Below are 26457 nucleotides of genomic sequence, written 5' to 3' on the forward strand. Positions count from 1 at the left end.
TGGCGGGCGTTGGGAAGATTCATCCTGGACGCGCCCCAGGCCGCCATTCAATGCACCTTGCGGCGTAGATAATTCAGCAGATCAATCCGCGTGATCAGGCCCAGGAACCGCTCGCCATCCACCACGATGGCCACGTGGCCGCGATCGAACACCGGCAGCAGCGCCTCGATCGGCGAGCGCACGTCGAGCATCTCCAGGTTGCTGGTCATCGCGGTCGACACCACGTCGCGGAAGCGGGTCTCGTCCGAATGCACGTGCATCAGCACATCGGACTCGTCCAGGATGCCGACCAGGCGATCGCCGTCCATCACGGGCAGCTGGGAGACGTCGTACAGCTTCATGCGCGTATACGCAGTCATCAGCAGCTCGTTCTGGCCGATCACCACGGTGTCGCGCTGCGCGAACGGGCGCAGCAGCAGATCGCGTAGATCACCATACTGCTCGCGTTCGATGAAGCCGTTGTCGAGCATCCAGTAATCGTTGTACATCTTCGACAGATACTTGTTGCCGGTGTCGCAGACCAGGGTCACCACGCGCTTCGGCGCGGTCTGCTCGCGGCAGTAGCGCAGCGCCGCCGCCAGCAGGGTGCCGGTGGAGGAGCCGCCGAGGATGCCCTCCTTTGCCAGCAGTTCGCGCGCCACCAGGAAGCTTTCCTTGTCGGGAATCGCATAGGCCTTCGCCACCCGGGTGAAGTCGCTGATGCTGGGCAGGAAATCCTCGCCGATGCCTTCCACCATCCAGCTGCCGGACTTGGCCGACAGGGTGCCTTCGTTGATGTATTCCGCAAGGATCGAACCGACCGGATCGGCCAGCACGAACTCGGTGTTTGGCGAATGCTCGGCGAAGAACTTCGACAGGCCACTGAGCGTGCCCGAGGAGCCGCAACCGACCACGATGGCATCGACCTGCCCGTCCAGCTGCTCGAGGATCTCGGGGCCGGTGGTGGCGATATGCGCGGCCGGGTTGTCCATGTTGCCGAACTGGTTGATGAAGTACGCCCCCGGGGTCTCCCGCGCGATGCGCTCGGCCATGTCCTGGTAGTACTCCGGATGCCCCTTGGCGACGTCCGAACGGGTGAGCACCACCTCGGCGCCCATCGCCTTGAGGTTGAAGATCTTCTCGCGGCTCATCTTGTCGGGCACCACCAGGATCAGGCGGTAGCCCTTCTGCTGCGCCACCAGGGCCAGGCCCAGGCCGGTATTGCCGGCGGTACCCTCGACCAGGGTGTCGCCGGGACGAATCTTGCCGGCGCGCTCGGCCCCCTCGATCATCGAGAGACCAATGCGATCCTTGATCGAACCGCCGGGATTGGTGCTTTCCAGCTTGAGGAACAGCTCACACGGTCCGACGTCCAGGCGCTGCGCGCGTACCATCGGGGTACGTCCGATCAGTTCGAGGACACTCTGGTGGACCGTCATGGGGACTCCTTGCAGAAAGCACCGGCCGCGTCATCACGACCAGAAGGGGCCCTGATGATAACCGAGCCGCGGCACCCCCTCCCCCATGCCACAAACGGAGCGGCCCCGGAAACCGTTCCCTTGCGGGAGGTACCGGGGCCGCCTTCATGCGAAAACTCGCAGATTCAGTTGATGCGGTGCGCGTGATTGTCCCACATGCGCTGGAGCCGCTCCTTCGCGTGGAGTTTCTCCTTCTTCATGCCCGATAACGTCATGTCATCGATGGGAAGCACGCCAATCTCGGCGTCGTGCACCTTGCTGTCGAGCTCTTGGTGATGTTGGTAGAGCCGACGAAACTCCGCGTCGGCCTTCATCAAGGCTTCGACATCATCACGCTGCTGGTTTTCAAACATGATTCGACCTCCTCTGGAGAGAACGACGGGCCACCCGCGGGGGCGCCCTCAGACGCTGAACGACATGCACACGCTCGCCATCCATGCCGGTTATGCGGGCCATGGACTTCGATGTTGGGGAAAGGTAGATGCATGATTCCGGTCAATGACCCAGGGGGCGAAGTGCGCCCTGGGAACTCGACCCTACTCCCCGGATCAGGGTCATGCAAGCGTCACAGAGGGACTAGATCGCCAGTCCAATTTTCGTAAAAAAAGCTGAAAGAACAGCCTTTTGCACGAATCCAACAAAGACTTTTCGGATCTTGAACGAAACGTCGCAGCAAGCGGCTTCGCCTTGCCCTACCGACCAAAAGTAAGAAGGCCGACAGGATCAACTGTCGGCCTTCGCACGAGCTCGCCTCCAGGGCCTTGCTGTTACTTGCCCTGGTCTTTCTTGGTGCTGCTGTCGTCAGAAGAGGAACTGTCGCCCTGCATCTGCGCACGCATCGCGCGCGCCGCCTGGGCCGCCAGGTCGGCCTGCTTCTTGGCGGCGCTGGCCGCCTTGGCCTGCGCGGCGGCGAGCTTCTTGGCCTGCAGCGCCTCGGCCTGCGCCTGGGCGGTGGCTTCGGCGCCCTCGGCCTGCTGGCGTGCGGCCTCTTCCTGCGCCATCTGGTACTGCAGGCGCTGACGATCCAGCTCGCGACGGGCCTGATCGGCCTCGCGGCGGCTGCCATCGAGCAGGATCTGGTCATGCTCGCGGTCGAGCTGATTGATCTTCAGCTGCGCGTCCTGCAGCTGTGCCGTGGCGCGGGCCAGGTCAACGCGGCGTTCGGCCAGGTAGAGCGCATGGGCACGGTCGCGGGAGCGGGCCTGCGCCAGCTGGTTGATGGCGTCGCGCGCACGCGCCTGCTCGGCCTGGGCGTAGCCGCCCAGGGCCGGGTCACTGGCAAGCTGGTCAAGGCTGCCGGTCAAGCGGGCGATGTCCATGTCGTCCTTGCCGGCGTGAGCAACGCCCGCGGCGGCCAAGGCCAGCAAAAGCGCGGAAAAACGGATGGTCACGGTTTTCATGGATGACCTCCCTGGTCCGTGGTCGACTGGGGTACGGTCTGGAAGCCCTGCCCCTGCGGAATGGGCTCGGCAAGCGAGGATGCTGCAGGTGCCGGCATGTCCGTCGGCGTCTGCTGCTGGACCGGAAGCGCCGGGTTCTGGCTTTGGTCCTGTTGCTGCTCGTGGCTCAGCGACTCGTCGATCTGATTGCGCAACTGGCGGTTCGCCTCGCCCTTGCTCTGGATCTGCGCCCGCGCCGCCGCCAGACGCGCCTTGGCGCGGGCCAGCTCGGCATCCGCACGGGCTTCATCGGCCAGGGTAGCGGCATCGTCATACTTGCCCTTGGCCATCGCAGCCTGGGCCTGCTGGAACTTGTTTTGCGCAAAACCCAGGTCCACCGGCGCGTAATCGGCGGCGTCGGCATCACGGGCAGCCCGTAGCTGCACCTGGGCCTGGTTCATGATCCCGTCCGGCGGCGGCGTCGAGGCACAGCCGGAAAGCGCCAGCGTGAAGGCCAGCGTCAGGGTCGAAACCGCCAGGCGAACACCCCTAGGGCGCCCGAACAGCGGGGAAAAGATGTGCACCATCACTCATTCCTCTCGGAGTGTCGCAGCGTATTGTGGGCGGGCATAATCCACTTTAGCAATGCGCGCGAAATTCAGGGGATTCGAGTGGACATTGGTTACTTCCTCAAGCTAATGGTTGACAAGGGCGCGTCGGATATGTTCCTGACGACGGGCGCCCCTGTGAACATCAAAGTCGAGGGCAAGCTGTACCCGTTGGGCAATACCGGCCTGCCCAGCGGCATGGTCAAGAAGATCGCCTATTCGTTGATGGACGAGGGCCAGGTACCGCAGTTCGAGCGGGACCTGGAGCTGAACATGGCGCTGGCGGTGAAGGAAGCCGGCCGCTTCCGCATCAACGTCTTCAAGCAGCGCGGCGAAGTAGGCATGGTGATCCGTGCCATCAAGAGCGAGATTCCCAGCGTCGACCAGCTGCAGCTGCCGGGCATCTTCCGCGAACTGATCATGGAACCGCGTGGGTTGATCCTGGTGGTCGGCGCGACCGGCTCCGGCAAGTCGACCACGCTGGCGGCGATGATCGATCACCGCAACCAGCACTCGTCGGGCCACATCCTCACCATCGAGGACCCGATCGAGTACCTGCACCGGCACAAGCGCTCGATCGTGAATCAGCGCGAAGTCGGCCTGGACACGCACAGCTATCACGAGGCCCTGCGCAATGCGATGCGCGAGGCGCCGGACGTGATCATGATCGGTGAGATCCGCGATACCGACACCATGGAAGCGGCCATCGCGTTCTCCGAAACCGGTCACCTGTGCCTGGCCACGCTGCACTCCAACAATGCCGACCAGACGCTGGAACGCATCCTCAACTTCTTCCCGGAATCGGCGCACAAGAACGTGCTGATGAACCTCGCGCTTAATCTGCGCGCGGTGATCAGCCAGCGCCTGGTGGTGGGCAAGGACGGTCGCCGCCTGCCGGCCACCGAGGTACTGCTCAATACGCCGCTGATCCGCGACATGATCCGTCGCGGCCAGGTGCACGACGTCAAGGAAGCGATGGACCGCAGCCTGCAGGAAGGCATGCAGACGTTCGACCAGTCGCTCTACCGCCTGTACAAGGAAGGCCGCATCGAGTTGGACGAGGCGCTCAACAAGGCCGACTCCCGCGATGGCCTGGGACTCAAGATCCGCCTGTCCGAAGGCAACGGATCGGAGAGCACCGAACTGGTCGGCAACGATCCGTACGGGTTGGGCTTCTAAACGCTTCCCTGGGATTTTCAGAACACGGTGGAATCAACCGTCATCCCAGCGCAGGCTGGGATCCAATGACTTCGAGGGCCTGCCCAAGGCACTGGATGACCAGCTTCGCTGTTGTGAAGCGTTTCCGGCTTTCGCCGGAATGACGGCCCGGGCTTCACCCTAACTGGCCGCAGGCGCGTCTGACTGCGCTTCCGGTGCCGCCTGCTGGAACGCCTCCAGCGCCTGGCATGCCGCATAGATGCGCTGGATCGTCGGGAAGTCGTCCAACGGCAGTTTCCAGCGCACGGCGTTATAGACCTGCGGTGCCAGGCAGGCATCCGCCATGCTGGGTGTGTCGCCATGGCAGAAGCGGCCGGTCGCGACGTTGCCAGCCAGCATCGCTTCCAGCGCCCTGAAGCCCTCCCCGATCCAGTGCCGCGACCACACGCCCTTGGCAGCATCCTCGGCATGGAACTGAGTCACGAGATGCTGCAGCACGCGCAGGTTGCCCAGCGGATGGACATCGCAGGCCACCAGCTGGGACAAGGCCCGCACGCGGGCGCGGCCGGCCGGGTCGGCGGGCAGCAGGGGCGGCGTGGGCCGGGTTTCGTCGAGGTATTCGATGATCGCCATCGACTGGGTAAACACCTGCCCGCCGTCGACGAGGCAAGGCACCAGCTCCTGCGGATTCAATGCCCGATAGTCCGCGCCATGCTGCTCGCCGCCATCGCGGACCAGGTGCACCGGCTGCGACTCGTAGGCCAAGCCCTTGAGATTCAAGGCAATACGAACGCGATAAGCGGCGCTCGAGCGCCAGTAGCCATACAAGACCAGGTCCGGGGTCATGATCGTATCCTTATGCGGGCAGTCTGAAATAATCAGTTCCTAGGATACCTGTCGGGTCGTTTGCATCGCCGGCGGGCGGACAGGACAATACGCGGTTCGCGCCTCCGGGCGTCCGTTTCCACGAATCCAAGCAAGGGAGTTCCGCCGTGTCCGTCACCCGCATGAGCGATCTGGAGTTGCGCGGCAAGCGCGTACTGATCCGCGAAGATCTGAATGTACCGATCGAGAACGGCCGGATCACCTCGACCCAGCGCCTGGAAGCTGCCCTGCCTACGCTCAAGCTTGCCCGCGACGCCGGCGCCAAGGTCATGGTGCTGTCGCACCTGGGCCGCCCGAAGGAAGGCCAGTTCGACGCCGAATCGTCGCTGGCGCCGGTCGCCGCCTGGTTGGGCGACAAACTCGGCAAGCCGGTGCGCCTGGTCGCCGACTACCTCGACGGCGTCGACGTCGCCGATGGTGAAGTCGTGGTGCTCGAGAATTGCCGCATGAACATCGGCGAGGGCAAGGACGACGAGACGCTGTCGAAGAAGTACGCCGCCCTGTGCGACATCTTCGTCATGGACGCCTTCGGCACCGCGCATCGCGCGCAAGCCTCCACCCACGGCGTGATCAAGTTTGCCCCGATCGCCGCCGCCGGCCCCCTGCTCTCGGCCGAGCTCGACGCGCTGGGCAAGGCGCTGGAGCATCCGGCCCGTCCGTTGCTGGCCATCGTCGCCGGCTCCAAGGTCTCCACCAAGCTCACCTTGCTGGAAAACCTCATCGGCAAGGTCGACCAGTTGATCGTCGGTGGCGGCATCGCCAACACCTTCATCGCAGCCATGGGCTGGTCGGTCGGCAATTCGCTGTACGAGCCCGACCTTATTCCGGCCGCCAAGAAGGTGATTGCCGAGGCCAAGCGCCGCAATGCCGATGTGCCCGTGCCGGTGGACGTCGTCGTGGCCCCGGAGTTCTCGGCCCATGCGTCGGCCACGGTCAAGCCCGTCGACGAAGTGAAGGACGGCGAGCTGATCCTGGATATCGGGCCCGAGACGGCACGCCGCTATGCCGAGATGATCGCCAAGGCCGGCACCGTGGTATGGAACGGCCCGGTCGGCGTATTCGAATTCGACGCCTTCAGCGCCGGCACCGAAACGCTGGCGCGCGCCATCGCCGCGTCGCCGGCGTTCTCCATCGCCGGCGGCGGTGACACGCTGGCCGCCGTCGACAAGTACGGCATCGAGAAGGATGTCTCGTACATCTCCACCGGTGGCGGCGCCTTCCTCGAATTCCTCGAAGGCAAGGAACTGCCGGCCGTGGCCGCACTCCGGGCACGCGCGGGTCACTGATGCTCTGCCTGTTCGACCTCGATGGCACGCTGATCGATTCCGAGCTCGGCATCCTCGGCTGTGTAAGGCACGCCCTGACACAGCTGGGCGTGCCCGCCCCGGCCGAAATGCGCCACTGGATCGGCCCGCCGCTGCGGCATAGCTTCGCGCCGCTGCTCGATCACGATCACGAGCGCATCGAACAGGCGGTGGAGCACTACCACGATCGCTTCCACACCGTCGGTTGGCGTGAGCACACGGTATATCCGGGCATCGAGGCGATGATCGGGCAGTTGCAAGCCGCCGGCCATCAGTTGGCCGTGGTGACCAGCAAGCCGGAACGGCACGCGCGGCCGATCATCGAACACCTGCCGTTTGGTGGCGCCTTCAGCCGCCTGTATGGCCCCGACCCGTCGAGCCCGCATAGCGAGAAGGCGGCCATGATTGCGGCCGCGCTCACGGACTTCGGCGCCGCGCCGGAGCAGACCGTGATGATCGGCGATCGCCACTTCGACATCGACGGTGCCGTCGCCAATCGCATACGCGGTGTCGGTGTGCTGTGGGGGTTTGGCAGTCGCGAGGAACTGGAAAAAGCCGGCGCCCATGCGGTGGCGCAGGATCCGCAGCATCTGGCGACGCTGCTGGTCGCCTGAAATCCTTTTTTGTAGGAGCGCACCCAGTGCGCGATAGCCTACGAAGCGATAACGGCGAGACTCTGCGATCGCGCACAGGGTGCGCTCCGACATACAGCGAAGCCATGCATAAAAAAACGCCGCGATGATCGCGGCGTTTTTTTATGGTGAGGTTTAGGCGAGCACCCGCCCTTTACCCCCTTTTCGGGGCTCACCCCAGCCCTCTCCCCGGAGGGGAGAGGGAGCGGGGCTTAGCCGATCACGCGCTTCACCGCATCGACCACATGGGCCACGGTGAAACCGAAGTGCTCGAACAGCTGCGGTGCCGGGGCGGAAGCGCCGAACGTGGTCATGCCGATCACGTCGCCGTCCAGGCCCACATACTTGCGCCAGAAGTCGGACGTCGCCGCCTCCACCGCCACGCGGGCGCGGCACCAGCCCGGCAGCACGCCTTCGCGGTATTCCAGCGGCTGTGCATCGAACACTTCGGTACACGGCATCGACACCACGCGCACCGGCACGCCCTGCTGGGCCAGCGCCTGGGCCGCTTCCGTCGCCAGGCCCACTTCCGAGCCGGTGGCGATCAGGATCGCCTTGAACTTGGTGTCCTGCGGATCGGACAGCACATAGCCGCCGCGGGCAATGTCGGCCACCTGCTGTGCGCTGCGTGGCTGGTGCTTCAGGTTCTGACGCGAGAACACCAGGCACGCCGGGTTGCCCTTGCGCTCGATGGCCAGCTTCCACGACATCGCCGATTCCACCGCATCGCAGGGGCGCCACACCTGGTTGTTCGGGATGTAGCGCAGCGAGGCCAAATGCTCCACCGCCTGATGGGTCGGGCCGTCTTCGCCCAGGCCGATCGAGTCATGCGTATACACATGGATTGCGTGCGCCGGGATCAACGCGCTCATGCGCACGGCGTTGCGCGCGTAGTCGGAGAACACCAGGAAGGTGGCGTCGTACGGAATGAAGCCGCCATGCAGCGCCAGGCCGTTGGCGATCGCGCTCATGCCGAACTCGCGCACGCCGTAGTAGACGTAGTTGCCCTTGCCATCGCTGCTGTTGCCGTTGCCGGCATCCAGGCTGCCCTTCCACTTGGTCAGGTTGGAACCGGCCAGGTCGGCCGAGCCGCCGATCAGTTCCGGCAGCAGCGGCGCGAACGCCTCGATGCTCATCTGCGAGGCCTTGCGCGAGGCGATTTCCGGGCCGTCAGCCTGCAGCTTGTCGACGAAGGCCTGCGACTTCTCCGCCCAATCGACCGGCAGCTCGCCGGACAGGCGGCGGGTGAACTCGGCCGCCAGCTCCGGATGCGCCGACGAGTACTTGGCCACGGCATCGTGCCAGGCCCGCTCGCGCTCGGCGCCAGCCTGCTTGTGATCCCAACCCGCGTAGATATCGGCCGGAATCTCGAACGGCGCATAGCGCCAGTCCAGGGCGTCGCGGGCACCTGCAACTTCGTCCTTGCCGAGCGCCGCGCCGTGGCTTTCTTCCTTGCCCTGCTTATGCGGCGCACCAAAACCAATGATGGTTTTGGCGCAAATGAGAGTGGGCTTTTCGCTCTGGCTCGTCGCCGCCTTCAACGCCGCGGCAATCGCAGTGGCGTCATGACCGTCGACGCCGCGGATCACGTTCCAGCCATAGGCCTCGAAACGCTCCGGCGTCTTGTCGGTGAACCAGCCGTGGACTTCGCCGTCGATCGAAATGCCGTTGTCGTCATACACCGCCACCAGCTTGTTGAGCTTCCAGGTGCCGGCCAGCGAAGCGACCTCGTGCGAGATGCCTTCCATCAGACAGCCATCGCCCAGGAACACATAGGTGTGGTGGTTGACGATCTCGTGACCCGGACGGTTGAAGTGCGCGGCCAGCACCTTCTCGGCCAGCGCAAAACCCACCGCATTGGCCAGGCCCTGGCCCAGCGGACCGGTGGTGGTTTCCACGCCTGGGGTTTCGCTGGCTTCCGGGTGGCCGGCAGTCTTGGAGTGCAGCTGACGGAAGCGCTTGAGCTGGTCCATCGGCAGGTCATAGCCGGTCAGGTGCAGCAGCGCGTACTGCAGCATCGAGCCATGGCCATTGGAAAGCACGAAACGATCGCGGTTGAACCACTTCGGATTGGTCGGGTTGTGCTGGAGGAAATCGTTCCACAGCACTTCGGCGATATCCGCCATGCCCATGGGCATGCCTGGGTGGCCGGAGTTGGCCTTTTCCACGGCGTCCATGGCGAGAGCGCGCACGGCATTGGCGAGTTCGCGGCGGGTAGTCATCTAGAGATTTCTCCGGGGCTGGGCGGCAGCTAAAAACGCGTATTGTCGCCGATCCTCGCATCGCGTGTCGCCCGGCAATTGAACGGCGGCCATGCCAGTTTCGTGATTAACTGAAGCTTAATACTGCACTAACAAGTATTGAAACTCTTCAGCACGCTCCCCATCTAATTCCCCGGCACCGTCACAGACGGGTGCACGGGCCGCGTATGACCGAACCCCCGGCGACGCGGCCTGAACTTATAAGACGAAGAGGAATCCCCCAAATGAAGAAGACACTTTTTGCTCTGGCCCTCGCTACCGCTGGCGTGATGGCCATTCCGGCTGCTTTTGCCCAGGACGCTGCTCCGACGGCCCAGCAGGGTTGGTATGTCGGTGCGAACGCCGGCTATGCCGATGTGAGCCGCGGCCCCTACGACAATGGTGAATTCGCCGGCGGCATCAAGGGCGGCTACCGTTTCGCGATCAACCCCGAGACCTCGCTGGGTGCGGAAGTGGGCTACGTCTACCTGGGTCGTGTCAGCGCCCAGAACAGTTACTCGCAGAACTTCGCCGGCAGCAACGACAAGTCCAAGCTGCAGGGTGCCACCGCCGGCCTCAACCTGCGCTACAACTTCAGCCCGAGCTGGTACGGCGAAGTGCGTGGCGGTGCCTTCTTCGCCAAGGGCGAGGGCCTGACCAACGACCGTGCCAACCCGGAGTTCGTCAACTTCAACAGCACCCGCTACTACGCTGGCGCCGGCGTTGGTTACAACATCGCGCAGAACTGGAGCGTGGGCCTGAACTGGGACTACTACGACGGCAGCCAGAGCGACAAGAACATCCACCTGCCGACCAACCTGTACAGCGTCAGCGCGGAATACCGCTTCTGATCGACCCATTACAGGGCAAGACAGGGCAACAAAAAAACGGGCGCCGCGAGGCGCCCGTTCTTTTTGCAGCGATGGCTTGGAATGCCGACTTACTTGGCGTTCCACTGACCCAGCGCGGCCAGGCCGTTTTCCTTGGCACGGGCGGCCACGGTCTTCTGCGCGTCGGCGTAGTTGGCCTTCATGTCCTTCGCCCACAGCTTCAGCGCGGCCTGCTGCATGGCGCGGCCGTAGGAAAAGCTCAGTGGCCACGGGTGCGGGCCCATGCGGTTCATGGCATTGAGATGCGCGGTCGACTGCTCGTCGGTCTGGCCGCCCGAGAGGAACACGATGCCCGGCAGGGTCGCCGGCACGGTGGTCTTGAGCACGCGCACGGTGGCTTCAGCCACTTCCTCGACTTCGACCTGCTCGTCCGAGTCCTTGCCAGGGATGACCATGCTGGTCTTCAGGATGGTGCCTTCCAGCATCACGTTCTGCTCGTACAGGGCGTTGAACAGGCTGCGCAGCACGGCTTCGTGCACTTCGTAGCTGACTTCGATGCTGTGGTCGCCGTCCATGATCACTTCCGGCTCGACCATCGGCACCAGGCCGGCTTCCTGGCACAGCGCGGCGTAACGGGCCAGGGCATGGCAGTTCGCCTCGATGGCGGTGGAGCTGGGATTGTCTTCGCTGATGTTGATCACCGCGCGCCACTTGGCGAACTGCGCACCCAGCTTGACGTATTCCTGCAGGCGCTCACGCAGGCCATCAAGGCCTTCGGTGATCACGTCACCCGGGAAGCCGGCCAGCGGCACCGGGCCCTTGTCGACCTTGATGCCCGGGATGATCCCGTTCTTCTTCATCAGCTGGGTGAACGGCACGCCGTCCTTGGTCGATTGACGAATGGTTTCGTCATACAGGATCGCGCCCGAGATGTGCTCGGAAACGCCCGGCGCGGTGAGCAGCAGCTCACGATACGCACGGCGGTTCTCTTCGGTGTTCTCGATGCCGACGGCCTCGAAACGCTTCTTGATGGTGTTGGTCGACTCGTCGATGGCGATGATGCCCTTGCCGGGCGCGACCATCGCCAGGGCGATGCTTTCGAGGTCTTCGATGCTCATGACAACTCCGGATACTAGGCGGTGTGGGCCGCACAAGGTTAGGCCGCCCGCAAGGGCGGCAAGGCTCAAAGTCCGCAATTATATGTCATAAGCCCAAACCGGGTCCGGAGGGGCCCTGGATGGCGCCGTGGCGGGCCCGGCCGCCTCAGGCCTGGTCGAAGCCCGGCAGCTTGCAGGCGGCCACGATCGCCTTGCGCTGTGCCTCGTCGGCCGGCAGGTTGAACGGCACGATGAAGTAGGTGGAAACCGGCTCGCTATTGCGATTGGTCAGCGACGGGCCGTAGCGGAAGTTGTTCACCACGCTCTTGGCCACCGCATCCAGCCCGCTCGGCGGCACGACCTTGCGCACGGTCACGTTCTGCGGCACGCCATCGGAACCGATCAGGTAGCTCACCGCCACGCAACCTGGCTTGTCCATGTTGCTGCCACTGTTGGGAATGTCGGCATCGACCTTGGTGTTGAGCATGATCCAGTACGACTGGATGTGCTCCGGCCCCACCATGCGCGCCTGCGACTGCGCCAGCAGTGGCGCCGCCCCGAACATGGCCAGCGCCAGCGACAAAGCCTGGCCACAACGACGTGACATCGTGTTCATGAAAAACCTCCTGGACGGACGTGGGGATAGCGATCGGTCATGATTCTAGCCGCATGAAACCATGACCGATGTCTAAGGCACGCCCACGCCTGCGCTTATAGGTCGCGCAGGCACTCCACCACGCCCTCAGCGCCCACCGACAGCAGCTTGAGCGTATTGGTGCCGCCGCCCTGGCCGATGTGGTCGCCGTGGGTCAGCACCACGCGATCGCCCTCGGCCAGCCGGCCCTGGACAAACAGCTGGCGCACCGCGTCCCGGGCCGAACCGGCCGGGGTCTGCGAGACATGGGTGAATTTCACCGCCGTCACATCGCGGAAGATCGACATGCGGCGACGCGCATCGTCGAACGGCGACAAGGCGTAGATGGGCACCGCACTGCGGTAGCGCGACAGCCATTGTGCCGTGGCACCGGATTCGGTCAGCGCCACGATGGCACGCACGCCCAGCTGCGCCGCCAGCACCATCGCCGCGAGGGCGATGGCCTGATCGGTACGATCCAGCAGATGGCCCTGGGTGGCCGGATCTTCCTTCGGCTCGAACTGACGCTCGGCGCCCAGGCAAATGCGGCGCAGAGCGGCGACGGCCTTGTCCGGATGCGCACCGGCGGCCGACTCTTCGGACAGCATCACGGCATCGGTGCCGTCGATGACGGCGTTGGCCACGTCCATGACCTCGGCGCGAGTCGGGATGGGCGAACGAACCATCGACTGCAGCATCTGTGTCGCGGTGATCACGGCGCGATTGCGCTGTACCGATTCGCGAATGATCTTCTTCTGCAGGCCGGGCAGCTCGGCATCGCCGATTTCCACACCGAGGTCGCCACGCGCCACCATCACCACGTCGGAAGCGTCGATGATTTCGCCGAGCACCGGGATGGCGTCAGCACGCTCGATCTTGGACACCAGCGAGGCCCTGCCGCCGGCTTCTTCCAGCAGGCGACGCGCTTCGTGCATGTCGGCGGCCGAACGTACGAAGGACACGGCCAGGAAGTCGCAGCCGATCTCGGCAGCCAGCTTGATATCGGCGCGGTCCTTGTCCGACAGGGCCGACACCGAAAGGCCACCGCCCTGGCGATTGAGGCCCTTGCGATCGGACAGGCGGCCGGCGATCAGCACGCGGCAATGGATCTCGACACCGACGACCTGCTCCACCGTCATGGCGACCAGGCCGTCGTCGAACAGCAGCACGTCGCCGGCCACCACATCGTTCGGCAATCCGTAATAGCTCACGCCCACGCGGCCCGCATCACCCAGCGGCGCATCGGGACGGCAATCGAGCACGAAGGCATCGCCGACACGCAACTCGACCGGACCATTGGCAAAACGCTCAACGCGGATCTTGGGGCCCTGCAGGTCGGCGAGAACGCCGACTTCGCGGCCGAGCTTGGCCGCTGCCTCACGCACGGCGACGGCGCGCGCGCGGTGATCGTCAGGCTGGCCGTGGGACAGGTTCAGGCGAACCACGTCCACGCCTTCGGCGATGATTTTTTCGAGCATGCCAGGCGCGTCGGTCGCGGGACCGAGGGTGGCAACTATTTTTGTGCGGCGCAGCGGATTTTCATTTGTCATGCATCGAGGCTAGCAGAACTGACAGCCCGCGCCAGAGGGTTTTTCAGGGCTTTTTTGGCGCCGTCCGGCGAGCCTAACTGGACTGCTTGTGGCATGCGGACCACCACCAGCCACTGGTATTACCAATTCAGCAGGATGTTAACGATGGGGTGATGAACTGGTCTTCTTCACGGACGTCGAAACGCCTAAACACTGGTGTCATCCGAAGCCCATCGGGAATCCACTGCGCGGCCAGGTCCGACTTGCTGGCAAGCCGCGACGGAAGACCAGGGCAAGTCGCTGCTGCACGCATGGAATGACGTGCGGCAGCGCAGCAATTCGGGCTCCGAAACAGCCTGCCTGAAAAACTCAGTGCCCCAAGGTGACGTTGAGCACGTCGGCCAAGCGACGCCCTGCCTGACGCAGGCGCAGCTCGGCGACCGGCAGCTCCTTGTCGACATAGGTCTGGTCGATCTTGTGGCCATCCGGATAGATGTCGCGAGAGATGGCGCAGGACTCCTCGGCCCACTGCGCGTAGTCGTTGTCCAGCGGCGGGATGCGCGGCGGCAGCTCGACCGGGCCGCGGGCATCGAGCTCGTCCGCATAGGCCTTCCATTCGAGGCCGCGCGTCTTCAGCAAGCCAGAATCCCACACGCTGTGCAGGTTCGTGCCCTTGCCATTGAACTGCACCTGGTAAGCGTTGCCGCCCTTGTCGTCACGGGAGCCGCCGTGCAGTGGCTGATGTTCGTCACCGATGAAATGCACCACGAACTTCAACGCCTCGAGTCGCACGGCATCGGGCTGGCCCTTGTCGCCGAGGACTTTTACATAGTGATCGATGCCTGCCACCACGCAGACACCGTCGCGACAGTCACGCGGCGGCTGGTAGTCGCAGTCGCCCGAGGTGAAGTCGACGTAATGCAGGCCGCGGGTGGTGTTCCACAGCTCCGCCTGCCTGGGATCGTTGCGGATCTCATCGGGCCAGCTGGCAATATCGGCCAGCGAGCGCGTGTGTTCGGGAGCCAGCAAGCGCTCCACCACGGCCTCGGCCGTCGGGTTCAACTGACGCTGCGCCAGATCGGCCACGACGCTGTGTCCCAAGGGACCCCAAGCCTGGACGCCAGGCGCCAGGGCAAGGCAAATCAGTACGGCAGCGGCGGATCGACGAAGAGAAGCCATGGCGCGGGGGACCTGGGATGAGAGGGCCGCGGAGTGTGCCACAGCCCCATGACAGCTTGCCGCAAGATACCGGCTCAGGCCGCGGCGGGCTTTGCCAGCAACTGCCCGGTCCCATCGCGCACCGCGACATCCACCGCGATGCCTTGCCGCACGCTCTCGGTGACGATGCAGAAGTCCTCGAACTGGGCGAGCACGCGATCCAGGTGTTCCAGCGTGGCGGCCGCATCGGCCAACTGCAAATCCACCGCGATATGGGTGACGCGCCAACGGCTGTGCTCGTTGCGCGTCAGTGTCGCTTTCGCATGCGCGCCCAGGGTACCCGGCGCATTCTTGTACTTGCGCAAGGCAAACAACAGGCTCGCTGCCAGGCAGTTGGCCACGCCGGCAGCCAACAGGCGCGACGGATTGGGGCCCGCGTCGTGCCCCAGCGGAGCCGTTTCGTCGGTGATCAAGTCGGGGATCGCGGTGTCATCGAAACGGACCCGGAACTCGTAGTCGGCGGTCTGCTGCAGTGAAATCTCGATAGTCTGCTGTGCGTCACTCATGCTGTTTTCCCTTGCCGATCGGCTAGCCGCAAACGGCGATTCAAGCGCGTTAACGGCCGCCTGAACAGCCCCGGATGAGTGTGGCCCCCGGTTCAGGCTAAAATGACGGTTTTACGGCGGCCAGCGGCCGTCACTTTCGTCATCTCACCCCGGAGGACGCTGTCCCATGGCAATCAAGGTCGCCATCAACGGTTACGGTCGCATTGGCCGCAACATTCTGCGCGCGCTGTACGAAGCCGGTCGCACCCAAGAGATCCAGATCGTCGCGATCAACGACCTCGGCGACGCCGAGACGAACGCGCACCTGACCCAGTACGACACCGCCCACGGCAAGTTCCCGGGCACCGTGTCGGTGGAGGGCGGCGACCTGATCGTCAACGGCGACCGCATCAAGGTCTGCGCCGAGCGTGATCCGTCCAAGCTGCCGTGGGGCGCACTCGGTGTCGACGTGGTGCTCGAGTGCACCGGCCTGTTCACCTCCAAGGCCAAGGCCAGCGCACACCTCGCCGCCGGCGCCAAGAAGGTGATCATCTCGGCACCGGGCGACAAGGACGTGGACGGCACCTTCGTCATCGGCGTGAACGACGACAAGCTCACCTCCAAGCTGGAAGTGATCTCCAACGCCTCCTGCACCACCAACTGCCTGGCCCCGCTGGCCAAGGTGCTGCACGACAAGATCGGCATCGTGCGCGGCCTGATGACCACCATCCATGCCTACACCAACGACCAGGTGCTGACGGATGTGTACCACTCCGACCTGCGTCGCGCCCGCTCGGCCACGCACTCGCAGATCCCGACCAAGACCGGCGCTGCCGCTGCGGTGGGCCTGGTGCTGCCGGAACTCAATGGCAAGCTGGACGGCTTCGCCATGCGCGTGCCGACCATCAACGTGTCGGTGGTCGACCTGACCTTCGACGCCGCCCGCGCGACCACCAAGGAAGAGATCGACGCCGCCATCAACGAAGCCGCCAACGGCGCGCTGAAGGGCATCCTGGCGGTGAACACCAAGCCGCTGGTGTCGATCGACTTCAACCACAACCCGGCCTCCTCCACCTACGACGCCACCCAGACGCGCGTCATGGGCGGCACGCTGGTGAAAGTGCTGTCGTGGTACGACAACGAGTGGGGTTTCTCCAACCGCATGCTCGACATGACCATCGCGCTGATGGCGGCGAAGTAAGCTTCATCGTCATGCAGCAGAAGAAGGCCGGGCGGATGCCCGGCCTTTTTTTGCCCACGCTGGCGCCTCAGCCGCTTCAGCGAATCCCGCGTCGCGACGTTCGCACCTGAGCCGGCCTGGGCGGCCTTGTTCGACGAAAGCATTCCGCTCCGCGAACGGCTGCGCGCCATAAGGCCGCGGACAATTGACGCCAGGCTGCGGCTCTCGATGGCCTTCATGCGCCATCTGGCTGCATCGGCGACATAAGGCAGGCGCGCGCCGTAGCTGGCTCTTGGCGGGTCGTGCTGCGGTAAACCGTCGCTCCCCGCTGCCGATCGCCCAAGGGCTGATCCAAGTCAGCGCGAGGCATTCGTGGGATGCCCCATCGTTAGGCTTTCCCCGACATCCTCAATGGAGAGTTCTGATGGTTCGCAAGACCTTTGCCCTTGCCTTGCTTGGCCTGTTCGCCATGCCGCTCTGGGCTGCCGACTGCGCCGCCACGATCGAAGGCAGCGATGCCATGCAGTTCAACCAGACAAGCATCGCGGTACCCAAGACGTGCAAGCAGTTCACCGTCACGCTCAAGCACACAGGCAAGCTGCCCAAGGCATCGATGGGCCATAACTGGGTGCTCGGCCATGCGGCCGACGAGTCGGGCATCCTGGCCGATGGCATGAAAGCAGGCGCCGAGCACGACTATGTCAAGCCTGACGACGAGCGCGTGGTCGCGCACACCAAGCTCATTGGCGGCGGCGAGTCAGCCAGCGTCACCATCCCGATGGCCAAGCTAAAGGCCGGTGAAGCCTATGCCTACTTCTGCACCTTCCCAGGCCATGCCGCCTTGATGAAGGGCACGTTGACCCTGGGCATGTAAGCAACGAGCGGATCTGCCGCCGCTGTCGTGAGACGCAGACGCCGGGCCCGCGCCCGGCGTTTGCTTGGCACCGGTTTGCGAAACGCGGACCCAGCCGTGCCGCTCGCGCACAAGCTGGGCCCGTACGACAGGATCGTCAGCGCAGGACCGCCAAGGCGGCGTCGTAGTTCGGCTCATCGGCGATCTCGCCGACCAGCTCGGTATGGATCACCTTGTCGTGCGCATCGAGAACGACCACGGCGCGCGCTGCCAGGCCAGCCAGCGGACCTGACGAGATCGCCACGCCGTAGTCCTGCAGGAACTCGTGGCCACGCATGGTCGACAGCGTCACCACGTTGTCCAGGCCCTCGGCGCCACAGAAACGTGCCTGTGCAAACGGCAGGTCGGCGGAGATGCACAGCACCACGGCATGGTCGAGCTGGCTGGCCTTTTCATTGAAACGACGCACCGAGGTGGCGCAGGTCGGTGTGTCGATGCTGGGGAAGATGTTCAGCACCTTGCGCTTGCCGGCAAAGCTGGCGAGGGTGACATCGGACAGGTTCTTGCCGACCAGAGAGAACGCCGGCGCCTGGGCACCGTTGGCGGGAAGGGAACCGTCGACCTGGACCGGCTGGCCCTTGAGGGTAACGTGGGACATGAGGCACCTCGCTGGATGGGGCCTATAAGTAGAACATGGTCTTGGCCAGAAACACGATGCCCACCATCAGCGCCAGCACCACGCGATGGGTGTGGCGGAATCGACAGGGATCGAGACGGCCACGCGATCCTGCACGCAGGGTCATGACAAACACCACCAGCACCAGCAGGGCCAGGCTCACCTTGGTCAGCAGCAGCCAGCCGAAATGCGAGCCGAGACAGCTCAGGCCACCGCAGCGAATGGTGAACAACATCGCGCCGCTCAGATACAGCAGACCCACCACCCAGGGCATGATCCGCCGTGCGCGTTGCATCACGGCCTGTTCAAGGCGCTCCATGGTGGCGCGATCAAACTGCCGATGCAGTGCGTCGAGTATGAGCACCTCGAACGCCGCCGCGCCAATGAAGACGATGGCGCAACTCAGGTGCAGCAAGACCACCCAGGGATACCAAGCGCTCATCGGAAGCTCTGACCTGCCATGGCGATATCAGGCCATTCCGCCCCGGCGCAGCGCCATGACTTCGATCAGGGGAAAGCGCGAACAGGCTCCGAATCCTCTCCCGGAATGGCCATGGCGGCGCGCGGCGATCCGACGCGGCGCTCGTCACCGTGCCTTGACTGGCGTCATGGCGACCACCTCTCGTCACCTCGAGCATGTCCGCTTGCTTGAGGGAGATGCGCTTTGGATGACACGCGAACGTGGTGGCTGGCATGAGCGGCAGTCGTCCACGGTCAACCCGGCGGGTGGCGTCGTGGCGTAACTTGGGGCAATCCTCCCCGCTGGAGCACGCCATGTCGTTCGCCCTGCTCGGCTATGGCCGCTTTGGCCAAGCCTTCGCCAACCTGCTGCGCCGCGCCGGGCATCGGCTGCAGGTATTCGATCCTGCTGCCGAGGTTCCCGCGCCGCTGGCCGCAGCATCCGCTGCAGCTGCGATCGCCGAAGCCTCATGGGTAGTGCTGGCGATGCCGGTACCGCGGTTGGAATCGGCGTTGCGCGAACTGCGCCCACTGCTCCATCGCGGGCACATCGTCATCGACGTAGGCAGCGTCAAGCAACACCCTTGTGAGCTGATGGACGAGCTGCTGGGTACGGCCATACCCCACCTCGGCACGCATCCGCTGTTCGGTCCGTTGAGCCTGGCGCGCGGCGAACGTCCGTTGCGCACGGTGATCTGCCCCAGCGGGCAACATCCCGAGGCCGCCATGCGCGCCCGCCGGTTGTTCGAAGAACTCGGCTGCGAGGTCATCACGCAGGATCCAGCCACGCATGATCGCGCCATGGCCGAGACGCACGCGCTGGCCTTCTTCATTGCCAAGGCCATGGTCGACCTGGGCATTGGCGAGGACCTGACGGTGGCGCCGCCTTCGTTTCTCGGCCTGGCCAGCATGCTGTCGGCGGTGCGCGGCGACGCCGGCCACCTGTTCGCCGCCATCCAGCGCGAGAACCCTTATGCCGCCGATGCCCGTGCGCGTCTGCTGACGCAGCTGGAGGCGATTCATCGCCAGTTGCTGGCCGGCGGCGATGGCGGCGCGCTGTCCATTCCCGATCTGTCCGAAGACTCCGATGAGCCATCACGACCTGCGTAGCTTTATTCATCAACTGGAACGCGATCGGCAACTGCTGCGCGTACCCGTGCCGGTCCACCCGTATCTCGAATCCACTGCGCTGAGTCTCCGGGCGCTGCGCGAAGGCGGCCCCGCCCTGCTGATGGAGCAGCCCACCGGTTCCCAGCACTGCTTGCTGGGCAACCTGTTCGGGCATCGCCGGCGCATCGAGATGGCGCTGGCGGGCCGGCCGCTGGCCTCGCTGCGGGAACTGGGCCAACTGCTGGCTTCGATCAAGGAGCCGCGTTGGCCAGCCAGCCTGCGAGAGGCGCTGGCGACCTGGCCCGAACTGGCGCAGCTGGCCAACGTCGCGCCGCAGCGCGTGCATGAAGCGGCCTTCGAGTACGAGACGCTGCAGGGCAGCGAAATCGACCTGTCGCGCCTGCCGATCCAGCATTGCTGGCCCCAGGATGCGGGCAAGCTGATCACCTTCGGCCTGGTGGTCACACGCGGTACGCGCCAGCGCCGGCAAAACGTGGCGATCTACCGCCAGCAGGTCATCGGTCCAAACCGGGTGATCATGCGCTGGCTGCCGCACCGCGGCGGCGCGCTCGACTACGCCGACTGGAAGGCGTCCTCACCGGAACAACCGTTCCCCGTACTGGTGGCGATTGGCGCCGATCCGGCCACCATGCTCGCGGCCGTGGCACCGGTACCCGACAGCTTGTCGGAATACGAATTCGCCGGCTTGTTGCGCGGCCAGCGCACGCGCGTCTGTCACAGCGCGCTCACCGGACTGGATGCCCCGGCGGGCGCGGAAATCGTGCTGGAGGGTTTCATCCGACCCGACGATGTCGCGCTGGAAGGTCCGTTCGGCGACCACACCGGCTACTACAACGCGCAAGCCCCCTTCCCGGTATTCACCATCGAGCGGATGCGCCTGCGCCGCGACGCGATCTACCACGGCAGCTACATGGGCCGCGCACCGCATGACGAACCCTCGGTGCTGGCGATGACCTTGAACGACTTGTTCGTGCCAATCCTGCAGAAGGTGTTTCCCGAAATCGTCGATTTCTTCCTGCCGCCGGAAGCCTGTTCGTATCGCGTCGCCGTGGTCAGCATCCGGAAGCAGTATGCCGGCCATGCAAGGCGCATCATGATGGCGGTGTGGTCCTATCTGCGCCAGTTCACCTATACCAAGTTCGTCATCGTCACGGACGATGACATCGACGTACGCGACTGGTCGCAAGTGATCTGGGCGGTGGCCACCCGCGTCGATCCGGCGCGCGACAGCCTGATCGTCGAGAACACCCCCATCGACTACCTCGACTTCGCCAGCCCCGCGGCCGGCCTGGGCTCCAAGCTCGGCATCGACGCCACCAACAAATGGCCGTCCGAAACCTCGCGTGCGTGGAGCCAGCCGATCGTCCCCGATGCGAAGGTCGAGCAGCGCGTCCATGCGCTGTGGAAGCAGCTGGTCGGGTCCGGTGACGCGGGCGCACGCGACGGTGTGTCACAGGCGAGCCGATGACCACCGTGGGATGATGAAAGCCGCTTTACAAGCAAGCCGATCCGGCCGCAAAGGACGCAGGTGACACGCATTCGGACTCCACGCTGGGTTGCCTGGGCGGCGATGGTCGCCCTGTGGCTCACCATCGTGGCGCCGGTGATCTCGCAGTCGCTTGCCGTCGACAGCATGCCGGGGATGGTGGGGTGCGAGTCGCAGCACGCGCATCCGGACCCCACCGTTCCACCGTCACATCCATCGTCGATGGAGAAATGCGGTTACTGCGGCCTGCTCGGTCACAGCCCCGCTCTGATCGGCCATGCGGTGCCCTTGCCCCATCCCGCACCGGCGAGATGGCACGGCACTGCCGCCTTGCCGGCACGGCTCCAAACGGAATATTCCGCGCTGGCTGCAGCCCCACGGGGACCGCCGGCTTTCACGCAGCACTGAGTGACTTTTCATCGCCTTCGCGGCCATCGCCGCGCGGCTTTCTGCTGCCTGCTATTTCGGATTCAGTTATGTCCTACCTACCCCTCCATGTGCGCGCCCTCGCGGCGACGCCTTCGCTTCCACGCGCCCGCCACCCAGCGGGTGCACCATCACGCTTGCCGCTGCGGCGGCTGTCGCTGGCGCTGTTCGTCGCCTTTTCTCCTGCGCACGCTGGCGAGGCCATTCCGCTGCAAAACCTTGCCCCGATCGTGGTCACCGCACCGATGCAGGATAGCCCGCTGACCGTGATCACCGACCCCAAGGCGCCGCGGCAACCCGTGCCGGCCAGCGACGGCGCTGACTTCCTCAAGAGCATTGCCGGCTTCTCCACCATCCGCAAAGGCGGCAGCAATGGCGACCCGGTGTTGCGCGGCATGGTCGGCTCACGCCTGAACATCCTGGTCGACGGCGGCCAGATCGGGGGCGGCTGTCCGTCGCGCATGGATCCACCCACCGCCTATATTTCGCCGCAGCTATACGACCGTGCCATCGTGATCAAGGGACCGCAGACGGTGTTGTACGGGCCGGGCAACTCGGCGGGCACGGTGTTGTTCGAACGCGATTTCAAGCGCTACGCCGCACCCGGCATCAGCATGGAAGGCAGCGCGTTGGTCGGCTCCGCCGGCCGCAACGACCAGATGGTCGACCTGCGCGCCGGCACACCCAACGTCTACATGAACATCGATGCCAACCACACCCATGCGCAGGACTATCGCGACGGCGACGGTCACCATGTGCATTCGTCCTGGGACCGCTGGAACACCGATGCAGCAATCGGCTGGACACCGGACGACAACACGCGCATCGAGTTGTCGTCCGGCAAGGGCAACGGCCATGCCGCCTATGCGTTCAGCAGCATGGATGGCGCGCAGTTCCTGCACGAAAGTGCCGGCCTGAAATTCGAGCATGAACGACCGGACACTTTGCTTAGTCGCATCGAAATGCAGCTGTACTACAACTACACCGACCATGTGATGGACAACTACACGCTGCGCCATCCTGATCCGGCCAGCATGATGCCGCTGGCCATGGCCAGCGACGTAGATCGCCGCACCGTAGGCGGGCGCGCGGCCGCAACGTTCACGTGGGGCGAGGCGTTGAGCCTGGTCACCGGCCTGGATGGCTCCACCAGCGTCAATACCAGCCGCATGGGCGGCCCGGCAGGAGGCATGCTGCCAGACTATCGCGACCAGCCGCGCGAACGTACGGCTCGCATGGGCAGCCTCGGCCTGTTCGGCGAACTCACCTGGAACCTGGCCGAGCGCGATCGCTTGATCAGCGGCGCGCGTCTCGATCGTGCGCAGGTGCGCGGCTACGACCTGACCGGCGCCGGCAACAGCCAAAGCATGGGCGGCATGAGCGGCATGAGCGGCATGAACGGCATGAGCGGCATGAGCGGCATGAGCGGCATGAGTATGGCATCGAACATCGACGCCAGTCGCTCGGACACGCTGCCCTCCGGCTTTGTCCGTTACGAGCACGACTTCGCCGCCACGCCCATGACTCTCTACGCGGGCATCGGTCACGTGCAACGCGTTCCTGACTATTGGGAACTGTTCGGGCGACACGCGGATAAGAGCCTGACCAGCTTCCGCCAATTGCAGGCAGAAAAGACCACCCAACTCGATATTGGCCTGCAATATCACGACGCGCACTTGCAAGCCTGGGTGTCGGGTTATGTGGGCGTGGTCCGCGACTTCATCGTGATGGATTACGCCAGCGGCGCGGACACCGCCGGGGCAAACAACGTAAACGCGCGTACGGCCGGTGGCGAGGCAGGTATGGCCTATACCATCAGCACGCGCTGGAAAGCGGATGTCACGCTCGCCTGGGCCTGGGGTGAAAACCGCAGCGAGCACCGGCCACTGCCGCAGATGCCGCCGCTGGAGGCGCGCCTAGGCCTCGTCTACGACACCGGCACCTGGTCGCTGGGCAGCCTGTGGCGGATCGCCTCGGCGCAACGCCGTGTGGCGGTAGGCGAAGGCAATATCGTCGGACAGGATCTCGGCCCCAGTGCCGGCTTTGGCGTGTTCTCGTTGAATGGTGGCTACCGCGTCAATCGCGCGCTCACGCTCAGTGCGGGCATCGACAATCTCTTTGACAAGATCTATGCCGAGCACGTCAACGCCGCGAATGCGGGCTTGGTCGGCTACGTCAACACGGTGCGCGTGAACGAGCCGGGGCGCACCGTCTGGCTGAAGCTGGACGCCAAGTACTAGGCGCCGGTTCGCGCCCAGAGCCACAGGTGGATCGCGCCGCCTCCCACCGGCGCGATCCACCTCGGCCCCCCAAAGGCATGGTCGGTAACTCAGGGCTTGTCGCCCATCCCGTGTGCCGTCGAATCGGACGTCCATCCCGGGTCATCGAAATAGCGTGGATAAGCAGCCACCGCTTCACGCATCGCCGCCAGCTCGGCGACGTCGTGCGGATCCTGCTTGAACTTCTGTGCGGCCGCGAGCAAGTGCACCAGCATGCCGTGCAGCAGCTCGTCTTGCTGCGGCGGCAGCTTGCAGTGGGCAAAGATGGATGCGGCAGCGTCCTCGATCATGCTGATGCGGTCCATGGCCAGGCGCTCGCTCATATGGCCCATCTCGTAGTGCCGCAGTTGTTGCAGCGCCGTGTGGATGCTCGCCATGCCGTCGCGCAGTGGCGCGTCGGCCGGCCAGCGCGATGCGGCTATCGGCAGCTGCGTGTGTGGATCGTTCGCATGCGCGGCAGGTTCGTTCTGGGGCTGCGCCTGCACCAGGCCGCTCAAACCAAGCACGCCGATCAGGACGAGACGGCACGGGGTGATGTTCATGCGCGAGGTTCCAGCAAGCGGCGCACGCGCCGCGGACGACATCACGGTAACGCAATCGATCGTCGTCACGGCTGACGCAAGTCAACGGCGCGCTGCGAGGCGGGCGTCGCGATGCCCGCCGCCTTTTCTGCGCGCACCCCGGCCCATTCGGCCCATGCGATCGCAGGGGCTTCCTTGCAGGGCAAGCAGGGGGATGGAGCCAGGGGCATGTGGTCACACCGGAATCTTGAACAAGCTCCTACACCTTGGCGAACACCAGGCTCGCATTGGTGCCACCAAAGCCGAAGCTGTTGGACATCACGGTGCTGAGCCGCGCATCGCGTGTCTCGCGAAGAATTGGAAAGCCCTTCGCGCGCGGGTCGAGCTCGTCGATATTGGCCGAGCCAGCCACGAAGCCGCCGTTGAGCATCAGCAGGCTGAAGATCGCTTCGTGCACGCTTGCTGCTCCCAGCGCGTGCCCCGTAAGCGCCTTGGTCGAGGACAACGGTGGCACGGCCTCGCCAAACACCCGCTGCACGGCTTCCAGTTCGACAATATCGCCCAGCGGCGTGGCGGTGCCATGGGTATTGAGGTAATCAACCGTCCCCGTCACGCCGGCCAGCGCCAGGCGCATGCAGCGCTCCGCGCCTTCGCCGGACGGCGCCACCATGTCGGCGCCATCGGAGGTAACGCCGTAGCCGACCAGTTCCGCATGGATGCGTGCGCCGCGCGCCTTGGCATGCTCGTACTCCTCCAGCACCAGCATGCCGCCGCCACCGCCGATGACGAAGCCGTCGCGACTCGCGTCATAGGGGCGCGAGGCGGCATGCGGCGCATCGTTGCGGACGCTGGACAGCGCCCCCATCGCATCGAACTGCGCGGTCATGCCCCAATGCACTTCCTCGCCCCCACCGGCGAACATGACGTCCTGGGCGCCGTGGCGAATCAGGTCGGCCGCCGCGCCGATGCAGTGCGCGGAAGTGGCGCAGGCCGCGGCAATCGAATAGCTCAAGCCCAGGATGCCGAATGCGGTCGCCAGCGTGGCCGACACGGTGGAGCACATCGTGCGTGGCACCATGTACGGGCCGACGCGCCGCACGCCCTTCGCACGCAGCAGCTCGGCCGTCTCGATCTGCCACTGCGCCGAGCCGCCGCCGGAACCGGCAATGACACCGCTGCGTGGATGACGCACCTCTTCGAGGGCGAGTCCGGCATCGGCGATCGCCGCGCGCATCGCCACATAGGCGTACGCTGCAGCGTCGCCCATGAAGCGCTTGAGCTTGCGGTCGATCGACGCCTCCAGGTCGATCTCCGGCACGCCCGCCACCTGGCTGCGCAGGCCGAGCGCCGCGTAGTCGGGCATCGCGCGGATGCCGCTTTGCAGGTCGCGCAATGCGCGCGTCACCGTATCGGCCATATGGCCGAGGCAAGACACGATGCCCATGCCGGTCACCACCACGCGGCGCATCAGAAGCCCTCCGTCGACTGGAACAGGCCCACGCGCATGTCGGTGGCCACGTAGATCAGGCGATCGTCCACATAGGTCTTCCCGTCGGCGACGACCAGGGCAAGTCGTCCACGCATCACACGGCGGACGTCCACCTCATAGCGCACCAGCTTGGCGGAAGGCAGTACCTGGCCGGAGAACTTCACTTGCCCGACGCCCAGCGCGCGTCCGCGGCCTGGCTCGCCCAACCACGGCAGGAAGAAGCCGCTCAACTGCCACATCGCATCAAGGCCCAGACAACCAGGCATCACCGGGTCGCCGTCGAAATGGCAGCCGAAGAACCACAGGTCGGGACTGATATCCAGCTCTGCGCGCAGGACACCCTTGCCGAAGGCGCCGCCGTGGTCGTCGATATGCGTGATGCGATCGAACATCAGCATCGGCGGGGATGGCAGGCGCGCGTTGCCCTCGCCGAACATCTCACCGCGGGCGCAGGCGAGCAGTTGCTCGCGATCTAACGAGGAAGGTCGTGTCATGAAAAAA

The 26457-nt window shown here is 64.9% G+C and carries 26 protein-coding genes; 10 read left to right on the plus strand and 16 right to left on the minus strand.

From position 1 onward, the window contains the following. Positions 1-47: 47 nt before the first annotated feature. The 4 genes from OUZ49_RS07990 to OUZ49_RS08005 all read right to left on the minus strand — a co-directional run bounded on the left by OUZ49_RS07990 (position 48) and on the right by OUZ49_RS08005 (position 3423). Positions 48-1418 (minus strand): pyridoxal-phosphate dependent enzyme, encoded by a 1371-nt coding sequence (locus OUZ49_RS07990; protein WP_266149804.1) that lies wholly within the window; start codon positions 1416-1418, stop codon positions 48-50. 164 nt (positions 1419-1582) lie between these two features. Then, on the minus strand, positions 1583-1810 hold the full coding sequence (locus OUZ49_RS07995) for an HP1242/YdcH family protein (RefSeq protein WP_266149805.1): 228 nt from the start codon (positions 1808-1810) through the stop codon (positions 1583-1585). A 414-nt stretch (positions 1811-2224) separates the two neighbouring features. Further along, positions 2225-2857: a hypothetical protein gene (locus tag OUZ49_RS08000; RefSeq protein ID WP_266149806.1), complete on the minus strand. Its 633-nt coding sequence runs from the start codon at positions 2855-2857 to the stop codon at positions 2225-2227. Continuing rightward, positions 2854-3423 carry a DUF4398 domain-containing protein gene (locus tag OUZ49_RS08005; RefSeq protein WP_266149807.1) on the minus strand — a complete coding sequence of 190 codons (570 nt, stop codon included), beginning with the start codon at positions 3421-3423 and terminating at the stop codon, positions 2854-2856. Before OUZ49_RS08005 ends, OUZ49_RS08000 begins: the two co-directional genes overlap by 4 nt. Positions 3424-3507: 84 nt before the next feature. On the opposite strand from OUZ49_RS08005, the gene OUZ49_RS08010 reads away from it, so the two are divergent. Next, on the plus strand, positions 3508-4623 hold the full coding sequence (locus OUZ49_RS08010) for a PilT/PilU family type 4a pilus ATPase (RefSeq protein ID WP_266149808.1): 1116 nt from the start codon (positions 3508-3510) through the stop codon (positions 4621-4623). 159 nt (positions 4624-4782) lie between these two features. Here OUZ49_RS08010 and maiA read toward each other — a convergent pair whose 3' ends face one another. Next, positions 4783-5448, minus strand: coding sequence for a maleylacetoacetate isomerase (maiA, locus tag OUZ49_RS08015; protein WP_266149809.1), 666 nt, complete (start codon positions 5446-5448; stop codon positions 4783-4785). 146 nt (positions 5449-5594) lie between these two features. Here maiA and OUZ49_RS08020 point away from each other — a divergent pair, with 146 nt between their 5' ends. Both OUZ49_RS08020 and OUZ49_RS08025 read left to right on the plus strand, forming a co-directional pair. Beyond that, the gene (locus tag OUZ49_RS08020) at positions 5595-6773 is read left to right on the plus strand and encodes a phosphoglycerate kinase (RefSeq protein WP_266149810.1); all 1179 of its coding nucleotides are present in this window, start codon (positions 5595-5597) and stop codon (positions 6771-6773) included. Beyond that, entirely contained in the window at positions 6773-7405 is a 633-nt protein-coding gene (locus tag OUZ49_RS08025; protein ID WP_266149811.1) for an HAD hydrolase-like protein, read from the plus strand. The genes OUZ49_RS08020 and OUZ49_RS08025 overlap by 1 nt, the downstream gene beginning before the upstream one ends. A gap of 230 nt (positions 7406-7635) precedes the next feature. Here the strand turns inward: OUZ49_RS08025 and tkt are convergent, their stop codons facing one another. After that, the gene (gene tkt / locus OUZ49_RS08030; RefSeq protein ID WP_266149812.1) at positions 7636-9645 is read right to left on the minus strand and encodes a transketolase; all 2010 of its coding nucleotides are present in this window, start codon (positions 9643-9645) and stop codon (positions 7636-7638) included. 263 nt (positions 9646-9908) lie between these two features. Between tkt and OUZ49_RS08035 the strand changes: the two genes are divergently transcribed. Next, positions 9909-10514: an outer membrane beta-barrel protein gene (locus OUZ49_RS08035; protein WP_266149813.1), complete on the plus strand. Its 606-nt coding sequence runs from the start codon at positions 9909-9911 to the stop codon at positions 10512-10514. Between the two features lie 89 nt (positions 10515-10603). Here OUZ49_RS08035 and OUZ49_RS08040 read toward each other — a convergent pair whose 3' ends face one another. The 5 genes from OUZ49_RS08040 to OUZ49_RS08060 all read right to left on the minus strand — a co-directional run bounded on the left by OUZ49_RS08040 (position 10604) and on the right by OUZ49_RS08060 (position 15477). Then, positions 10604-11611 carry a class I fructose-bisphosphate aldolase gene (locus tag OUZ49_RS08040; protein WP_266149814.1) on the minus strand — a complete coding sequence of 336 codons (1008 nt, stop codon included), beginning with the start codon at positions 11609-11611 and terminating at the stop codon, positions 10604-10606. Between the two features lie 145 nt (positions 11612-11756). Further along, positions 11757-12206, minus strand: coding sequence for an energy transducer TonB (locus OUZ49_RS08045; RefSeq protein ID WP_266149815.1), 450 nt, complete (start codon positions 12204-12206; stop codon positions 11757-11759). 95 nt (positions 12207-12301) lie between these two features. Then, positions 12302-13774, minus strand: coding sequence for a pyruvate kinase (pyk, locus tag OUZ49_RS08050; protein WP_266149816.1), 1473 nt, complete (start codon positions 13772-13774; stop codon positions 12302-12304). 348 nt (positions 13775-14122) lie between these two features. Continuing rightward, positions 14123-14932, minus strand: a complete 810-nt coding sequence (locus tag OUZ49_RS08055; protein WP_266149817.1) for a S1/P1 nuclease — start codon at positions 14930-14932, stop codon at positions 14123-14125. 74 nt (positions 14933-15006) lie between these two features. After that, positions 15007-15477: an OsmC family protein gene (locus OUZ49_RS08060; RefSeq protein WP_266149818.1), complete on the minus strand. Its 471-nt coding sequence runs from the start codon at positions 15475-15477 to the stop codon at positions 15007-15009. 166 nt (positions 15478-15643) lie between these two features. Here OUZ49_RS08060 and gap point away from each other — a divergent pair, with 166 nt between their 5' ends. Next, positions 15644-16657 (plus strand): type I glyceraldehyde-3-phosphate dehydrogenase, encoded by a 1014-nt coding sequence (gap, locus tag OUZ49_RS08065; RefSeq protein WP_266149819.1) that lies wholly within the window; start codon positions 15644-15646, stop codon positions 16655-16657. A gap of 403 nt (positions 16658-17060) precedes the next feature. After that, entirely contained in the window at positions 17061-17510 is a 450-nt protein-coding gene (azu, locus tag OUZ49_RS08070) for an azurin (RefSeq protein WP_266149821.1), read from the plus strand. A 136-nt stretch (positions 17511-17646) separates the two neighbouring features. Here azu and tpx read toward each other — a convergent pair whose 3' ends face one another. Next, on the minus strand, positions 17647-18147 hold the full coding sequence (gene tpx / locus OUZ49_RS08075; RefSeq protein WP_266149822.1) for a thiol peroxidase: 501 nt from the start codon (positions 18145-18147) through the stop codon (positions 17647-17649). Between the two features lie 22 nt (positions 18148-18169). Continuing rightward, positions 18170-18607, minus strand: coding sequence for a hypothetical protein (locus OUZ49_RS08080; protein ID WP_266149823.1), 438 nt, complete (start codon positions 18605-18607; stop codon positions 18170-18172). A gap of 332 nt (positions 18608-18939) precedes the next feature. Here OUZ49_RS08080 and OUZ49_RS08085 point away from each other — a divergent pair, with 332 nt between their 5' ends. From OUZ49_RS08085 to OUZ49_RS08095, 4 genes are all read left to right on the plus strand, one after another. After that, complete coding sequence (locus tag OUZ49_RS08085) at positions 18940-19734, plus strand: prephenate dehydrogenase (protein WP_266149824.1); 795 nt, start codon at positions 18940-18942, stop codon at positions 19732-19734. Then, positions 19712-21223, plus strand: coding sequence for a UbiD family decarboxylase (locus tag OUZ49_RS08090; protein WP_266149825.1), 1512 nt, complete (start codon positions 19712-19714; stop codon positions 21221-21223). The genes OUZ49_RS08085 and OUZ49_RS08090 overlap by 23 nt, the downstream gene beginning before the upstream one ends. A 102-nt stretch (positions 21224-21325) precedes the next feature. Continuing rightward, entirely contained in the window at positions 21326-21649 is a 324-nt protein-coding gene (locus tag OUZ49_RS20955; RefSeq protein ID WP_380003590.1) for a DUF2946 domain-containing protein, read from the plus strand. Positions 21650-21717: 68 nt separating this feature from the next. Further along, a complete protein-coding gene (locus OUZ49_RS08095; protein ID WP_266149827.1) occupies positions 21718-23907 on the plus strand; it encodes a TonB-dependent copper receptor in 2190 nt (729 codons plus the stop codon). 89 nt (positions 23908-23996) lie between these two features. Here the strand turns inward: OUZ49_RS08095 and OUZ49_RS08100 are convergent, their stop codons facing one another. The 3 genes from OUZ49_RS08100 to fabA all read right to left on the minus strand — a co-directional run bounded on the left by OUZ49_RS08100 (position 23997) and on the right by fabA (position 26450). Further along, positions 23997-24488, minus strand: coding sequence for a DnrO protein (locus OUZ49_RS08100; protein WP_266149828.1), 492 nt, complete (start codon positions 24486-24488; stop codon positions 23997-23999). Positions 24489-24726: 238 nt separating this feature from the next. Continuing rightward, complete coding sequence (gene fabB / locus OUZ49_RS08105; protein ID WP_266149829.1) at positions 24727-25935, minus strand: beta-ketoacyl-ACP synthase I; 1209 nt, start codon at positions 25933-25935, stop codon at positions 24727-24729. Continuing rightward, a complete protein-coding gene (gene fabA / locus OUZ49_RS08110) occupies positions 25935-26450 on the minus strand; it encodes a 3-hydroxyacyl-[acyl-carrier-protein] dehydratase FabA (protein ID WP_266149830.1) in 516 nt (171 codons plus the stop codon). The genes fabB and fabA overlap by 1 nt, the downstream gene beginning before the upstream one ends. Between the last annotated feature and the right edge of the window lie 7 nt (positions 26451-26457).

Origin of the sequence: Dyella halodurans (genome assembly GCF_026283925.1) — a bacterium.
Taxonomy (GTDB): Bacteria; Pseudomonadota; Gammaproteobacteria; order Xanthomonadales; family Rhodanobacteraceae; genus Dyella; species Dyella halodurans.

Excerpts from the sequence above, each read along its gene's own strand:
- pyk (WP_266149816.1), bottom strand. The coding sequence starts at position 13,774 with ATGACAAATGAAAATCCGCTGCGCCGCACAAAAATAGTTGCCACCCTC.
- OUZ49_RS08045 (WP_266149815.1), bottom strand. The coding sequence starts at position 12,206 with ATGAACACGATGTCACGTCGTTGTGGCCAGGCTTTGTCGCTGGCGCTG.
- OUZ49_RS08080 (WP_266149823.1), bottom strand. The coding sequence starts at position 18,607 with ATGAGCGCTTGGTATCCCTGGGTGGTCTTGCTGCACCTGAGTTGCGCC.
- OUZ49_RS08090 (WP_266149825.1), top strand. The coding sequence starts at position 19,712 with ATGAGCCATCACGACCTGCGTAGCTTTATTCATCAACTGGAACGCGAT.
- OUZ49_RS20955 (WP_380003590.1), top strand. The coding sequence starts at position 21,326 with ATGGTCGCCCTGTGGCTCACCATCGTGGCGCCGGTGATCTCGCAGTCG.
- OUZ49_RS07990 (WP_266149804.1), bottom strand. The coding sequence starts at position 1,418 with ATGACGGTCCACCAGAGTGTCCTCGAACTGATCGGACGTACCCCGATG.
- fabA (WP_266149830.1), bottom strand. The coding sequence starts at position 26,450 with ATGACACGACCTTCCTCGTTAGATCGCGAGCAACTGCTCGCCTGCGCC.
- OUZ49_RS08005 (WP_266149807.1), bottom strand. The coding sequence starts at position 3,423 with ATGGTGCACATCTTTTCCCCGCTGTTCGGGCGCCCTAGGGGTGTTCGC.
- maiA (WP_266149809.1), bottom strand. The coding sequence starts at position 5,448 with ATGACCCCGGACCTGGTCTTGTATGGCTACTGGCGCTCGAGCGCCGCT.
- OUZ49_RS08085 (WP_266149824.1), top strand. The coding sequence starts at position 18,940 with ATGTCGTTCGCCCTGCTCGGCTATGGCCGCTTTGGCCAAGCCTTCGCC.
- OUZ49_RS08100 (WP_266149828.1), bottom strand. The coding sequence starts at position 24,488 with ATGAACATCACCCCGTGCCGTCTCGTCCTGATCGGCGTGCTTGGTTTG.
- azu (WP_266149821.1), top strand. The coding sequence starts at position 17,061 with ATGGTTCGCAAGACCTTTGCCCTTGCCTTGCTTGGCCTGTTCGCCATG.
- OUZ49_RS08000 (WP_266149806.1), bottom strand. The coding sequence starts at position 2,857 with ATGAAAACCGTGACCATCCGTTTTTCCGCGCTTTTGCTGGCCTTGGCC.
- tkt (WP_266149812.1), bottom strand. The coding sequence starts at position 9,645 with ATGACTACCCGCCGCGAACTCGCCAATGCCGTGCGCGCTCTCGCCATG.
- OUZ49_RS08095 (WP_266149827.1), top strand. The coding sequence starts at position 21,718 with ATGTCCTACCTACCCCTCCATGTGCGCGCCCTCGCGGCGACGCCTTCG.
- OUZ49_RS08055 (WP_266149817.1), bottom strand. The coding sequence starts at position 14,932 with ATGGCTTCTCTTCGTCGATCCGCCGCTGCCGTACTGATTTGCCTTGCC.
- tpx (WP_266149822.1), bottom strand. The coding sequence starts at position 18,147 with ATGTCCCACGTTACCCTCAAGGGCCAGCCGGTCCAGGTCGACGGTTCC.
- OUZ49_RS07995 (WP_266149805.1), bottom strand. The coding sequence starts at position 1,810 with ATGTTTGAAAACCAGCAGCGTGATGATGTCGAAGCCTTGATGAAGGCC.
- gap (WP_266149819.1), top strand. The coding sequence starts at position 15,644 with ATGGCAATCAAGGTCGCCATCAACGGTTACGGTCGCATTGGCCGCAAC.
- fabB (WP_266149829.1), bottom strand. The coding sequence starts at position 25,935 with ATGCGCCGCGTGGTGGTGACCGGCATGGGCATCGTGTCTTGCCTCGGC.
- OUZ49_RS08025 (WP_266149811.1), top strand. The coding sequence starts at position 6,773 with ATGCTCTGCCTGTTCGACCTCGATGGCACGCTGATCGATTCCGAGCTC.
- OUZ49_RS08060 (WP_266149818.1), bottom strand. The coding sequence starts at position 15,477 with ATGAGTGACGCACAGCAGACTATCGAGATTTCACTGCAGCAGACCGCC.
- OUZ49_RS08040 (WP_266149814.1), bottom strand. The coding sequence starts at position 11,611 with ATGAGCATCGAAGACCTCGAAAGCATCGCCCTGGCGATGGTCGCGCCC.
- OUZ49_RS08035 (WP_266149813.1), top strand. The coding sequence starts at position 9,909 with ATGAAGAAGACACTTTTTGCTCTGGCCCTCGCTACCGCTGGCGTGATG.